The organism is Acidobacterium capsulatum ATCC 51196 (genome assembly GCF_000022565.1).
GTDB lineage: Bacteria > Acidobacteriota > Terriglobia > Terriglobales > Acidobacteriaceae > Acidobacterium > Acidobacterium capsulatum.
Genome location: NC_012483.1, coordinates 2234037 through 2246934, shown reverse-complemented (window position 1 = coordinate 2246934; position 12898 = coordinate 2234037). Strand labels below are relative to the sequence as shown.

Genomic DNA, 12898 nt, shown 5'->3' with positions numbered 1-12898 from the left:
TCGACCCTTACCTCTCTGCACTCCCTATCATGGCTGCGAGCAATGCAGTGCGCGGAGCCAGATCCTTACGGAAGATGGACTCGTGCGTCGCGTGCGCACCCTCACCGACGGCTCCCATGCCGTCTAGTGTTGGGACGCCAAGTGCCGCCGTGAAGTTGCCGTCCGATCCGCCGCCCGTCGAAGCCTCATCGAGCGCAAAGCCCATCTGCCGGGCTAGCGTTTGTGCCTGACGGAAGAGTGCTACCGTGGCGCGCGAGCGCTCCATGGGCGGCCGGTTGACGCCACCTTCTATGGATAAGACGCAGCGCGGGTCGCGGGGGCGCAATTTCTTGAGTTTTTTATCAATGCGTGCCGCATCGCCCGCCCGGGCAATGCGCACGTCGATATCCGCCTCGGCGTGTGCGGCAATCACGTTGCGGGCGCTGCCCCCGCGAATCACGCCCACATTGAGCGTGAGGCCCCTCTCCAGTTCAGTGAAGCCGCGAATCTGCTCGATCTGCCGGGCCAGCTCTTCGATGGCCGAGTGGCCACTGGTGAAATCCACCCCGCTGTGTGCGGCCACGCCGCGCACGCGCAGCGTGTAGTCTCCGACTCCCTTGCGCGCGGTCTTATAGGCCCCGGTGCGTCCTTGCGCAGGCTCAAGCACAAAAACGGCTGCTGATTCACGTGCCAGCTTCTCGGTGATCGGCCGTGAGAAGAGGCTGCCTACTTCCTCGTCGCTGACCAGCAGCAGCGTGACCGGTCGCGAGAGTTGATCGGTCTTCTGCAGAATCTCAATCGCCGTTAGCGCCATGGTCACGCCAGCTTTCATGTCATAGATGCCGGGCCCGGCAATGCGCTCGCCGCCCGGCTCAAGCGCGATGCGGAACGGCATGCGGCGGAGTGTCCCGAGCGGCCAGACCGTGTCGAGGTGCCCAAGAAGTAACAGGGGACGTCCCCGTTTGCGGCTGGCAAAGCGCAGTTCCAGCGTGTCGCCAAATTGGGAATTGCTGTACCGTTTTGGTTTCCCTCCCAGGCGAACGCCCGCTTCCGCAACCACCTGCACGCAACGGTTGACGGCCTCACGATCCATGCTAGGTGATTCCATTTCAACAAGTTGCTGCAGCAGACGGAGTTGGGCATCCTCGGCATTCCGTGCGAGCAGAAGTAGAGCTTGAGGGTCAAAAGGGGCAGAGTTCGAAGCTCGTCGGCGGCTGGGCATGAGCGATCTCCTGCAGATCATGGACGGCTGTGCCATTGCCAGCCCTTACTGTGGCAAAAAAGCAACAGCTAAACTTTGTATTGCAAAGGATAGTCTATTGCTTCACTGAGGTCATGTCTTTGTTCGACGCCGTTCACTACGAGCACACTGTCAGCGCTCCCCTTGAGTTTCATGGTACCGGCCTGCATAGCGGGGCACCCGTGTGCATGCGCTTGCTGCCGGCTACGGCGGGCATGGGTGTTGTCTTTCGGCGCACCGACCTCGAGGGCTTCGAGATTGCCGCGACCGGGCGCAATGTAGCCAAGGTGAGTTATGCCACAAGCCTCATGCGCCAGAGCGTGCTCATCTCGACCACCGAGCATCTGCTTTCCGCGCTGGTCGGCATGGGCGTGGACAACGTAATCGTGGAGTTGAATAACCTGGAGCTGCCGATTCTGGATGGCAGCGCGATGCCTTACGTGGAGGCATTTCGCCGGGTGGGCCTGCGCATGCAGCGCCGCAAGCGGCAGTACCTGCGCGTGCTGAAGAGTGTGGAAGTGCGCGACGGGGACAAGTTCATCGGCGTATATCCGGGCGAGGGCTATCGCGTCTCCTACCAGATTGACTTTCCTTCACCGATTGGGCGTCAGGGCTTCGTGGTGGATCTGGCATCGCGCAATTACGGCAAAGAGATCGCTCCCGCGCGCACCTTTGGCTACAAGGAAGACGAGAGCAAGTTGCGTGACATGGGTCTGATTCGCGGCGCTTCAGAGGAGAACGCGATTATCCTCACGCGCCAGGCCGTGGTCAACGGGCCGCTGCGCTTTGACGACGAGTTTGTGCGCCACAAGGTGCTGGATCTGATTGGAGACCTCGCCCTGGTGGGACACCAGATTCTTGGCCACGTAAAGGCCGAGCGCGCCGGCCACGCCATGCACACGGCCCTGGTCTCACGGCTGTTGAAAGACAAGTCTGCATGGGAACTGGTGACACTCGCAGAAAAGAAAGCCGCGAAGGAAGCAGTTCCCGCGCGGCGTCTGGTGACGGTGTAATCCCACCCTTTACGCACCATGCGCGCTCAGGATGGGAGCCGGGACCGCAAATTCTTCCTATCCTCTACACAAACAACAAGCACTGCGGAATCGAGATCGGATAACTCTTGGCCGGTTTGTCCGAGACCACGCCTGTTTCAGGATGAATCTCAAAGACGGCAATGTTGTCCGATTTTTGATTGGCGAGGAGTAGCCAGCGTCCGGTGGGGTCCAGCGCAAGATGGCGCGGAACCTCGCCGCCGCAGGAACTGCGGTGCAGCAGCGTCAGCTTGCCGTCATGGTCTACGGAAAAGGTAATGATGCGGTTGTAGAAACGATTGATCACGTAGGCGAAGCGCGCCTTGTGGTCCAGAACCATGTCGCAGCCGGTGCTGATTTCGTGATAGGTGGGGGGTGTGAGGTGAATCGGATCCTGCAAGGCGTGGAGCGTACCCTTTTCCTTGTCCCAGTGCAGAGCCTGCACGGCCGATCCCATTTCAAAGACGACATACGCTACATGCCCATTTGGGTGAAAATGCAGCGCGCGCGGTCCTGAGCCAGCAAAGGCCTCCCAATGTGGAGGGTCATTGGGCGTGAGCTTCGCATTGGCGGCGTCGAGACGATAGATGTGAATCCGATCCAGGCCGAGGTCGTTCACCAGCAGGAAACGGTCGTCAGGGGATGGTGTGACGCGGTGCGCGTGCGGGCCAGCCTGACGCTCTGGATTCGGTCCGTGGCCATGGTACTGGAAGTGCGAGACCGGCGCGCTGAGCGCTCCCGAGGGATTGAGAAAGAACGACGACATGCTGCCGCTGGCATAGTTGGCGCAGAAGGCAGCATAACCCGTGTGGCTGACATTCACGTTACAGGTTTCGGTTCCCTCTGAGGCAATCTGATTGATCGGATGCAGCCGCGCCTGCTCCCGGTCAATGCGAAATGCGCTGACGGCTCCGCTCTTGGCTCCTTCAAATTCATCCAGCTCGTTGGCTGCATAAAGAAACTCGCCATTGGGATGAACAGTGAGAAAGGTTGGCTCCTGGCTCTCGACGGCGAGGCCCAGCGAGGTGAGTTCGCCCTGCTCCGGGTCCCAGCGGTAGGCATAGATGCCCTTGCTGGTTTTGTCGGTACGAGTGCCCACAAAGAGCAGACGGCGTTTGGCCTTCTCGTGAGGATGTGACCAGAGATGCTTGGCCGCTACCGGAGCGACAGCGGCCGAACGCAGGAATTCACGACGATTCAGTGCCATGGAATCCATCATCCCTTAGAGGATGCTTTGCCGTCATCCCGGGGATGCTCCGGCAGCGCATGTCGTGGCTCGCAGCCTGCTCTATGCCTCTTCCGGCTCAGGGATGACGTGCATCTTGCCCAGCAGAAAAAGATAGGCGGCGATGCCGATGGCAAGCAACAGCGCGGCGACCAGAAAGGCTCCCTTGAAGTTGTGCTCCCTGGCGAAGAATCCCGTGACGATGGGCGCTCCAATCGCCGCAAGTTGAGTTAGGAAGTTCATGATGCCGCCAATACGGCCCACGCTCTCCTTAGGCGCGATGAGCGAAGGAATCGACCATCCCACAGGAGCCATGGCGCCGAGGCCGCCGATAGAAAGGCTGATCCAGAAGAGCGCCTGCATGGGAGTGTGAGCAAAACCCGCGCCAAAGATGCCCGCGCCGCAAGCCATGCCCACGCAGAGCACCGTCTGGCGCACCTTCCACGCGGAAAAGCCCCGGCGCACCAGGTGATCGACGAGCCAGCCGCCAATGACAAGGTCGGTCACGGTTGCAATAGCCCACGGCACGCTGGTGTAGAGCACCGAATGCAGCAAGTTGATGTGCAGGGTCTTCGAAAGGTAATCCGGCAGCCAGGTGAGCAGCAGATAAAAGGTCCAGTTGTAGGCTGCAAAGCCGATGGATGCGCCGATGACTTCGCGATTGCGCATGAGATAGAGCAGTGGCGCTCCGTGCGTAGTTTTGGCCACACCCTCGGGCTGCGCATTGCCTTCGCGCAGAATGCGCCTTTCTTGCTCAGAGAGTTTGCGGTCCTGGCTGGGATTGCGATAGACAACCCAGAATACGGCGCAATAGGCGAGACTGATGAAGCCGGAGACGCCGAACATCCAGCGCCAGCCGAAGTGAATCAGCAGCAGACCGAGAATGGGCACTCCAATCGCCGAGGCGAGCTTGGCCGCCGCATCGAAGAACGACGTGGCGAAGCTGCGCTCATTCTCTGGGAACCAGTAGCCAGTCGCTTTGGCATTGGAGGGAAAGACCGGCGCTTCGCCCACGCCAAGCAGAAGTCGCGCCGCAAAGAAGGAGCCGATACCAGGCGCTACGGCGGCAAGAAACGAAGAGAGGCTCCAGAGCAGCGTGGAGACGCGGCCAATCAGCTTCACGCCGATGCGGTCGAGCATGACCCCGACCGGAATCTGCATGATCGCGTAGGTCCAGGCATAAGCACTGGCGAGTATGCCAAAGGTGACGTCAGAGATATGAAAGGCGTGCACCAGTGAGTCGTGCGAAACCGAGATGTTTACCCGGTCAAAGAAGTCAATGAGTACGCCAATGCCCAGCAGTACTGCGATGCGCCAGCGGCGGCTATGAGAGACAGCGGAATCGAAAGCCATGCCTTATCAGAGTACTTGTATGAGATGGAAACGCGGCCAAATGTGATGCAGATAGGATGCGGGCAAGGCCGTAGCCTTGCCCGATGCCAGAAAGAAAAATGGAATCAGTGCTGCGTGGCATAGAGGTGCTCACTGAAGAAATTCGCCATGTCGTGGTCAGCTTGTTTGGCCTCGGGCATGCGCGGATTGTTCCAGAAAGCATGCGGCAGTGCTTCAAAGACGATGAGCTGTGTCTTGTCGCCGGCATCGAAAAATTTCCGGTCGAGAATGGTGGTGCCGCTCAGCAGCAGGTCGCGAGTACTGGTGAGAAAGAGCGTGGGCGGCAATCCGCTGAGATTGGCATAAACCGGCGACAGAACAGGATCGCGAGGATTTGTCTTGCCTTCATATTCGGGAAGCATGAGCTTGCCCGGGTTCGGCGGGGCGAGATAGCCGGAGAGGCCATCCAACGCAAAGAGAGACTGGGAGTCGCCGGGCTTAGAGAAGTCTCCAAAGCCGGAGAAGATGCCAAGCGCGCAGGGCTCCGGCAGTCCGAGTTTCTTGAGGTCCACGGCGATTTCACCGGTGAGAATCGCGCCGGCCGAGGTGCCGTAAATGATGATGTGCTTCGCCGGGTAGGTTTTGAGAAGCTGCTTATAGACGGCCACTGAGGCATTCACGGCAGCAGGGAAGGGATGCTCGGGAGAAAGCGGATAGAGCACCGAGACCACCTTGGTCTGCGTAAGGTTGGCCATGGGGATGGTCTCTGTCAGCGAACCCGAATCGACGATAAAGCCCCCGCCATGCACGTTCATGAGCACATAGTCGCGATGACTGGGCGGTATCGTGAGCGGCGTGATGATACGCACGGGCACCCCCGCAATGGTGCTTCGGGAAAGCTTGGCGGGATAAAGTTTCAGCGAAACTTTGCCTGCGCCCTCCTGCCAGGTATCGGTGCCCGCACGTTGCTGTGCGATGCTCTGATGCGATTTGGCGTCGGTCTCGTGGCGCGCCAGAAAGGCCTGCGCCTGCGGGCTGATGTCAGTGGGCACCGGCACCACGCGCGTGACGTAAGCCGTGCCGTTGGGGCCGATGTAACTGGAGTCTTTCCTGGGAGCCGTGGCCGCTGTGGTGGCCTGTTGTGCGAGTGCGGCCGAGGCTGCGAAAGTTGCGAGGAGCAGGAGCGAGCAGAATCGGTTCATGAGTTCTCCTGAGGTGAATTTCAAAGCAGGAGAAGTATAGGCTCGCGAGAAAGCATCGCGCTGCCATCGATATTGAAGGCAATGGATTGCGTCTGCTTGTGCAGGCCGGAATCAGATTACGACGCTTTCTTCATATTCTCCGAAGACTTCACGCATGGCCGAGGCAATCTCGCCTACGGTCGCGTAACTCTCTACCGCCTCAAGAATGGCTGGCATTAGATTGGCTCCGTTGCGCGCATGGTCGCGCACCCTGTCTAGGGAAACCTGCCAGCGGGCAGCGTCACGGCGCATGCGCAGGGCACGCACGCGCTCGATCTGCTTGCGCTCCAACTCTTCGTCGATACGTTGAATGGGCACGCCCGGCTCGTTGTCGCGCGTGAACCGGTTCACTCCAACGACTGTCGCCTCGCCGGAATCCACAGATCGCTGGTATTCATAAGCGGCGTTTTGAATTTCAGATTGCACCCAGCCTTTTTCAATGGCAGCGAGCATGCCGCCCTGCTGTGCGATTTGTTCCTGCAGAGCCAGGACGTCGCGTTCGAGCTTTGCGGTGAGGGATTCGATGTAGTACGAGCCCGCGAAGGGGTCGATCGTCTGCGCCGCGCCGGACTCATACGCAATGATCTGCTGGGTACGCAATGCCGTGCGCGCCGCTTCTTCGGTGGGCAGTGCCAAGGCTTCGTCAAATCCGTTGGTATGCAGCGATTGCGTGCCCCCCAGCACGGCGGCGAGTGCCTGCAGTGCGGTGCGGACAATGTTGTTCTCAGGCTGCTGCGCGGTCAGCGTGGAGCCGGCGGTTTGCGTGTGGAAGCGCAGCATCCATGAGCGGGGATTTTTCGCGCCGAAATGCTCACGCATCATCTGTGCCCAGACACGGCGGGCACAACGGAACTTCGCGACCTCTTCGAGAAAGTTGTTATGCGCGTTGAAGAAGAAGGAAAGCCTTGGCGCGATGCGATCCACATCGAGGCTCGCGGCGATTGCGGCCTCGACATAGGTGGCCCCGTTGGCAAGGGTGAAGGCGACCTCCTGCGCGGCGGTCGAGCCGGCCTCGCGCATGTGGTAGCCAGAGATAGAGATGGTGTTCCAGTCGGGTACATGCTCGTTCGCCCATGCGAACATGTCGGTGATGATGCGCAGGGCGTGGCGCACGGGGTAGATGTAAGTGCCGCGCGCGATGTATTCCTTCAGCACATCATTCTGCACAGTGCCCGAGAGCTTGCGCGTGTCGGCGCCGGCGCGCCTGGCGGCCGCGACATAGAGCGCCAGCAGGATGCTGGCCGTCGCATTGATCGTCATAGAGGTGGAGATTTTGTCGAGCGGAATGCCGTCGAAGAGCCGCTCCATGTCTTCCAGGGAATCGATGGCCACGCCGACTTTGCCGACCTCACCCATCGACATTGGGTCGTCGGAGTCGTAGCCGATTTGTGTCGGCAGGTCGAAGGCAACCGAGAGCCCAGCCGTGCCATTCGCCAGCAGAAACTTGTAGCGGCGATTGCTCTCCTCGGCATCCCCCATGCCGGCGTACTGGCGCATGGTCCACAGGCGGCCGCGATACATGGTGGGCTGAATGCCGCGCGTGAAGGGGTATTCGCCGGGAAATCCCAGATCGGTTTCGGGATCAAATCCCAGCGCCTCCAGATCGGCGGGGGTGTAGACGGCTTTATCCTGCTTATTCTGATCGGTCATGGGGAACTGAGCAGTGTAGCAAGGCGAGCAGTGGTCGCACACGGATAAGGGAGGCGAGTGCGCTGTCAGCCCTTTTTATGGCGGCCAGCCCGCACAAATGAACTCACCGTAAAGTACAGAAAGATCGCCGTGCAGATCGCATAGAGCACAAACTCCCGATGCTGGGGCCCCGGCTCCCAGCCGGCGCGGAAGCGCCAGGTATTCGAACCGAAGAAGACCGTAAAAATTGCAAAGAAGAGGCCTGTTACCTCCAGCCATAGCACGCGGGAGGCTGTTGCGAATGGCTTCCAGACGGATCGTCCGAACCGCCGGGAGCCTTCCCCCAGCCGCCGGCCGCGATCGGCATAGACCGGGATATTTTTCTCGGCCCGGGCGGCGGAGTCGGTCGCCGCCCGGGCGGCTTTCTCGCGCAGCAGCCGGGCTGCGACGCGCGTGCCTATTCCGACCGTGCGTCCGACCCGCTTCGGTTCCATGCCAAAAGTTTAGCAGTGTAATCGAAGCCGTTTGCGTAACTGCGTCATCCCAAGTAGGAGTATGTTAGGGCCATCGGATTCTGGAACTGCCCGGAAGAGCGGCGGCTGAAGGAGAGGTTTCACTTGGATCAAACCATACGCAAGCTCATCGAGCGCCTGGGAGAGGCTATTCACGAAAGCGTCGCAGAGTCCGAGCTGATTGCCGGAGTTGTGCAGGAGATTCGCAATCACGGCTTTGATGTGCTGCTCATGCTGGAGGCAACCATCGGGCTGAATGAACTTGCATCTGAAGAAACAGCAGGCGAGCAGGACGAAGAAGACGGCGAGCAGAAGGGCGCGTTCACCGCGCAGGATGTTCACTTCCTCAAATCGCTGCGAATCGCTGTCGAGGGAGAGAACGGCGAGACGTAGTGCTTGCTCCCGGCGTAGCATTTGGCTGTGATGTGCCTGTGGTAGCATTCGGCGGGTTTGAGTTGTGGAGTTTTGGCAATCGTCTTTGCGCGGTCCATCCCCGGGAAGGCCGAAGCGATTCCATAAGACGAGAGGATGGCGCGCGGTTATGAAAGACACTTTGGGAGTCCTGCTGGCGGGCGGCGCGGGCGAACGTTTGTTTCCACTCACGCGGGATCGCGCAAAGCCGGCAGTGCCGTTCGGCGGCCAGTATCGCATCATCGATATCACGCTTTCCAACTGCATCAACTCGGGCCTGCACCGGGTCTACATCCTCACTCAATACAAGGCTCTTTCACTCAACCGGCATATTCGCGAGGGCTGGTCGACCGTGGTTGCTCAGGAACTCGGGGAGTTCATTGAGATTTTGCCGCCCATGCAGCGCGTGAGCGCCAACTGGTACATGGGCACCGCTGACGCTGTTTACCAGAACATCTATTCCATCGGTTCCGAGCAGCCGAAGCATGTGCTCATCCTGTCGGGCGATCACATTTACAAGATGGATTACGGCAAGATGCTCGAGCAGCACAACGCCTCAGGCGCAGACGTGACGCTGGCGACGCTGCAGATTCGCCCCGATGAGGTATCGCGCTTCGGAGTCGTCGATGTGGCTCGCAGCGGCGAGGTGCAGGGCTTTGTGGAGAAACCCAAGTCCACGCATCTGCGTTCCCCCTGGAACCCGTCGATGGTCGACGCCTCCATGGGCATTTATCTCTTCAATACCGACGTGCTGTTGCCTGCCTTGATGCGCGACGCGGAAGACCCGCACTCCAAGCATGATTTTGGGCACAACATCCTGCCCAACATCCTTGAGCGCTACAAGATCTACGCCTACAACTTCGTCGATGAGAACAAGCAGGAGGCGCTCTATTGGCGCGACGTGGGCACGCTCGATGCTTTTTACGATGCGAATATGGATGTAGCCTCCGTCTCGCCCATCTTCAACCTCTATGACAAGAGTTGGCCGATTCGTACGCGCGTGCGCCAGTACCCTCCGGCCAAATTCGTCTTTGGCGAGCCTGGGCGAACGGGTTCGGCAGTGAACTCAATTGTTTCGGCCGGATGCATCATCTCCGGCGCGGCCATGCGCAACAGTGTGCTTTCGCAGGACGTGCGTGTGAATTCCTATTCTGAGGTGGACTCCAGCATCATCTTTTCGCATGTGAATATCGGGCGGCATTGCCGCATCCGCCGGGCGATCATTGATCGCGATGTGCATTTGCCTGAGGGCACAGTGATCGGCTTTGACCCGGAAGAGGATCGCAAAAATCATTTTGTGACTCCCAGCGGCCTGACAGTGGTGACGCGCGATTATTCGCTATATGAAAACCCCGTCGCGCCGGACTTCATGCCGGAGCAGAATTAGGAGACTCCTGCAAACTCTGTATCTTGTTGATTCCACGATGGCGCTTTTTCCTTAGGGGGAAGCGCTTTTTCTTTTCATCAAAAGCCCCGTCCTGCGAAAATGACAGGCAGACTTCGGGCCGGGTCAGCGCGAATCCGGCTCGTGGAACGAATTGAGAGCCATGCGCGTATATGGCTCCATGAGCGCGTTGACCTGGGATTTGCGGAGCATGAGCTTTGGGCCGGACGGGTCCAGAGCCGCGCAGTCTCACAGCCGTCCGGGCCGCGAGGCTGGACATCCGGAGCGAGCGTCCGAGGCCATGCCCCAACCAGCCCCAGATGCAAAATCGACTGACGCCTCCATGCATCTGGTCGTGCAACGGTGCATGGATGGTGACTCCGGTGCCTGGACCGAACTGGTGCAGACGCATCACCGGCGCGTGTATGCGCTCTGCTACCGCTTTACGGGCTCATCGAGCGACGCTGAAGATCTCACGCAGGACGTGTTTCTGAAGGTCTACGGCAATCTGCGCTCGTTTGATACGGAGCGGGGCAGTTTTCAGACCTGGATCACAACGCTGACGAGGAATCTGCTGGTGGATCACTTCCGGCGGTCCAAACAGCAGCGTGCTACGTCATCTATGGATGAGGGGTGGGATGAAGCCGACGATCTGCCGTTGACGCAGCGGCTGGCCCAGCCCGGACCCGATCCTCACGACCGCGCGGTGCAAAGACAGTTGGAAAAGCTGGTACAGGAGGCACTGGTCAAGATTTCTCCCGAGTTGAGGGAAGCGGTTATTCTGCGGGATCTGCAGGATCTGGATTACAAGGAGATCGCGCAGATTCTGCGGGTGCCCGAAGGTACCGTGAAGAGCCGGATCAGCCGCGGCCGCGCGGAACTGGCCCGCGTGCTGGAACGTAGTAAAGGACAGGTGGTTTAGTCATGGCGGAACATAATCCATTCGAGACGCGGAAGGCAGGCGAAGTCCGCTGCGAGGACTGGGAAGCCTGGCTGACGGAGCGTTTGGACGGAACGCTGGCTCCTGAGCTCGAGGCCCCGTTTGTCGCCCATGCCGCCCAATGCCCTGCTTGTGGGGAGTTGCTGGCGCGCGCCAGCCAGGGACGCGAGTGGCTCCAGTTCCTGCATGAAGATCCGTTTGTGCCGCCCGGGCTGCTGGGTAAAATTCTGGATCAGACCAAGAGTCCTGCTGGGCTCGGCGCGCATCCGGCAGGTGCCGTTCCGGTTCCAGCGACAGGTGCGGTGGCGGTGTGGCATCTCTCGATGCGGCGCGGCTTTCAGGAGACGCGTCTGCTGATGACGCTGGCGATGGCCTTCTTCTCCATCACGCTCACCCTCAACCTGCTCGGAGTGCATCCCGGCAGCATGCGCCTGCGCGATCTGTCTTTCTCAAACATGCAGCGCACCGTGGTGAGCAGCTTCTACGGCACCAAACAAAAAGTGGTACATACATACGAGAATCTGCGGTTTATTTATGAAATGGATTCGCAGCTTCGCGACCTGCAGCGCAATGCGGCGCGGCAGGGCGGCGCGAAGAAGGGCAAGGGCGGCGGTGCGAAAAACGATGTTCCGGCACAGCCCAATGCTCGCCAGTGGGCGCAGGAGAAGGCTTCAACGGCGGCTTCGTCTGATCAGACCAGCCGCGTGGAGAACGAGAAGAAGTCCGGTACAGGACTCATGGCAAGCCAACAAGAGGCAGAAAGGAACTGGGCATGAACTGCACGAATCACCCGGATCAACCTGTTGCTGCCTACTGCCAGAACTGCGGCAAGGCACTCTGCGCCGCCTGTGTCCGGCCAGTCTCCAGCAACGTTTATTGCGAACAGTGCCTGGCGGAAAAGCTGGGCGTAAGTGCGGCTCCAGGCGCAGCCGCCACGGGGCCCGCTATCCCTCAGATGCCGGGTGCGCCCAATCCAGGACTGGCAGCCCTGCTCGGAATCATTCCCGGTGTGGGAGCCATGTACAACGGCCAGTATGTCAAAGCCATTGTGCATGTACTGGTCTTTGTCGTGCTGGTCGGCCTGGCGAACTCTCATGACATCTTTGGCATCTTCATCGCTGCGTGGTTCTTTTACCAGGTGTTTGACGCCTACCATACGGCACGCGCGCGCCGCTTCGGGCTGCCGGTTCCTGACCCATTCGGGCTGAACGACCTGGGCAATCGTCTTGGGCTGCACAATGCTGTGCCTTATGTGCCGGTGAATCCGGCGACGGGCCAGCCAGCCCCCGGTTCCGTGCCTCCCGGCGCGGTGCCATACGATCCCTTTTATGCGCCACCTCCGCCACCAGCGGCCGCAGCGGAGGAAGCCGTTCCCCCTTACGGAGCCTATCCGCCCTATGCACCGCCGTACACTCCAGTGGATCCGGGAGTTCCCGTCGATCCTTCGATAAATGCCGGTGTTCCTGTGCCTCCGCCGGACCTGCAGCGCGCGCGCCGTGAGCCGATCGGGGCCATTGTTCTCATCGGGCTGGGCATGCTTTTCCTCTTTAATACGCTGGGACTGTTGCAGTTTGACTGGATTGGGCGGGGCTGGCCGCTGCTGATCATCGGTGTCGGCATCTGGATGCTGATCAGCCGCTCACGCGGCGTTGCCCGCAGGACGGGAGGCGGCCAATGAATCAGTATCTGCTGTTGCGGCGCTTGAAGGGGCCCGCGCTTCTGATCACCTTTGGCATCACGGCTCTTCTGGACCAGTACCATGTGCTTTCTTTCGGCAAAAGCTGGCCGCTCTATCTGATCGTGATTGGCATCTTCCAATTGGCAGAGCGCGCAGCGCTGTCGCGGATGCAAGCGCCCCCGATGGGCGGCTACTATCCCCCCGTCGGAGGTGTGCCTCCCGCGCCTCCGGCATCGCCGGGAACCGCGATCACACCCGTAATTCCGGGCATCGGTCCGGAAGACAGGAGCCGGTAA

Annotated in this window: 13 protein-coding genes; 7 read left to right on the top strand and 6 right to left on the bottom strand. The window is 60.0% G+C overall.

Features of this window, described 5'->3' with window-relative positions; translation table 11 throughout:
• Positions 1-7: 7 nt before the first annotated feature.
• A complete protein-coding gene (locus tag ACP_RS09100; protein WP_238525516.1) occupies positions 8-1087 on the bottom strand; it encodes a M20 family metallopeptidase in 1080 nt (359 codons plus the stop codon).
• Positions 1088-1314: 227 nt separating this feature from the next.
• Here ACP_RS09100 and lpxC point away from each other — a divergent pair, with 227 nt between their 5' ends.
• Complete coding sequence (gene lpxC / locus ACP_RS09095; protein ID WP_015897016.1) at positions 1315-2232, top strand: UDP-3-O-acyl-N-acetylglucosamine deacetylase; 918 nt, start codon at positions 1315-1317, stop codon at positions 2230-2232.
• A gap of 64 nt (positions 2233-2296) precedes the next feature.
• Here lpxC and ACP_RS09090 read toward each other — a convergent pair whose 3' ends face one another.
• The 5 genes from ACP_RS09090 to ACP_RS09070 all read right to left on the bottom strand — a co-directional run bounded on the left by ACP_RS09090 (position 2297) and on the right by ACP_RS09070 (position 8171).
• Positions 2297-3457, bottom strand: coding sequence for a lactonase family protein (locus ACP_RS09090; RefSeq protein ID WP_169305956.1), 1161 nt, complete (start codon positions 3455-3457; stop codon positions 2297-2299).
• A gap of 81 nt (positions 3458-3538) precedes the next feature.
• Positions 3539-4828, bottom strand: coding sequence for an MFS transporter (locus ACP_RS09085; RefSeq protein WP_015897014.1), 1290 nt, complete (start codon positions 4826-4828; stop codon positions 3539-3541).
• Between the two features lie 104 nt (positions 4829-4932).
• Positions 4933-6009 (bottom strand): alpha/beta hydrolase fold domain-containing protein, encoded by a 1077-nt coding sequence (locus ACP_RS09080; protein WP_015897013.1) that lies wholly within the window; start codon positions 6007-6009, stop codon positions 4933-4935.
• 111 nt (positions 6010-6120) lie between these two features.
• Positions 6121-7698: an acyl-CoA mutase large subunit family protein gene (locus tag ACP_RS09075; protein ID WP_052294770.1), complete on the bottom strand. Its 1578-nt coding sequence runs from the start codon at positions 7696-7698 to the stop codon at positions 6121-6123.
• A gap of 65 nt (positions 7699-7763) precedes the next feature.
• Positions 7764-8171 carry a hypothetical protein gene (locus tag ACP_RS09070; protein WP_015897011.1) on the bottom strand — a complete coding sequence of 136 codons (408 nt, stop codon included), beginning with the start codon at positions 8169-8171 and terminating at the stop codon, positions 7764-7766.
• Between the two features lie 123 nt (positions 8172-8294).
• Between ACP_RS09070 and ACP_RS09065 the strand changes: the two genes are divergently transcribed.
• The 6 genes from ACP_RS09065 to ACP_RS09040 all read left to right on the top strand — a co-directional run bounded on the left by ACP_RS09065 (position 8295) and on the right by ACP_RS09040 (position 12898).
• Complete coding sequence (locus ACP_RS09065; RefSeq protein ID WP_015897010.1) at positions 8295-8582, top strand: hypothetical protein; 288 nt, start codon at positions 8295-8297, stop codon at positions 8580-8582.
• Between the two features lie 64 nt (positions 8583-8646).
• Positions 8647-9987 (top strand): glucose-1-phosphate adenylyltransferase, encoded by a 1341-nt coding sequence (gene glgC, locus ACP_RS09060; protein ID WP_476499097.1) that lies wholly within the window; start codon positions 8647-8649, stop codon positions 9985-9987.
• A 298-nt stretch (positions 9988-10285) separates the two neighbouring features.
• Entirely contained in the window at positions 10286-10906 is a 621-nt protein-coding gene (locus ACP_RS09055; RefSeq protein WP_041840139.1) for an RNA polymerase sigma factor, read from the top strand.
• 2 nt (positions 10907-10908) lie between these two features.
• Positions 10909-11700 carry an anti-sigma factor family protein gene (locus ACP_RS09050; RefSeq protein WP_015897006.1) on the top strand — a complete coding sequence of 264 codons (792 nt, stop codon included), beginning with the start codon at positions 10909-10911 and terminating at the stop codon, positions 11698-11700.
• Entirely contained in the window at positions 11697-12602 is a 906-nt protein-coding gene (locus ACP_RS09045) for a B-box zinc finger protein (protein WP_015897005.1), read from the top strand. Before ACP_RS09050 ends, ACP_RS09045 begins: the two co-directional genes overlap by 4 nt.
• On the top strand, positions 12599-12898 hold the full coding sequence (locus ACP_RS09040) for a LiaI-LiaF-like domain-containing protein (RefSeq protein ID WP_015897004.1): 300 nt from the start codon (positions 12599-12601) through the stop codon (positions 12896-12898). Before ACP_RS09045 ends, ACP_RS09040 begins: the two co-directional genes overlap by 4 nt.

Coding starts and splice junctions, on each gene's coding strand:
- ACP_RS09100 (WP_238525516.1), bottom strand. CDS start 1,087: ATGGAATCACCTAGCATGGATCGTGAGGCCGTCAACCGTTGCGTGCAG.
- lpxC (WP_015897016.1), top strand. CDS start 1,315: ATGTCTTTGTTCGACGCCGTTCACTACGAGCACACTGTCAGCGCTCCC.
- ACP_RS09090 (WP_169305956.1), bottom strand. CDS start 3,457: ATGGCACTGAATCGTCGTGAATTCCTGCGTTCGGCCGCTGTCGCTCCG.
- ACP_RS09085 (WP_015897014.1), bottom strand. CDS start 4,828: ATGGCTTTCGATTCCGCTGTCTCTCATAGCCGCCGCTGGCGCATCGCA.
- ACP_RS09080 (WP_015897013.1), bottom strand. CDS start 6,009: ATGAACCGATTCTGCTCGCTCCTGCTCCTCGCAACTTTCGCAGCCTCG.
- ACP_RS09075 (WP_052294770.1), bottom strand. CDS start 7,698: ATGACCGATCAGAATAAGCAGGATAAAGCCGTCTACACCCCCGCCGAT.
- ACP_RS09070 (WP_015897011.1), bottom strand. CDS start 8,171: ATGGAACCGAAGCGGGTCGGACGCACGGTCGGAATAGGCACGCGCGTC.
- ACP_RS09055 (WP_041840139.1), top strand. CDS start 10,286: ATGCCCCAACCAGCCCCAGATGCAAAATCGACTGACGCCTCCATGCAT.
- ACP_RS09050 (WP_015897006.1), top strand. CDS start 10,909: ATGGCGGAACATAATCCATTCGAGACGCGGAAGGCAGGCGAAGTCCGC.
- ACP_RS09045 (WP_015897005.1), top strand. CDS start 11,697: ATGAACTGCACGAATCACCCGGATCAACCTGTTGCTGCCTACTGCCAG.
- ACP_RS09040 (WP_015897004.1), top strand. CDS start 12,599: ATGAATCAGTATCTGCTGTTGCGGCGCTTGAAGGGGCCCGCGCTTCTG.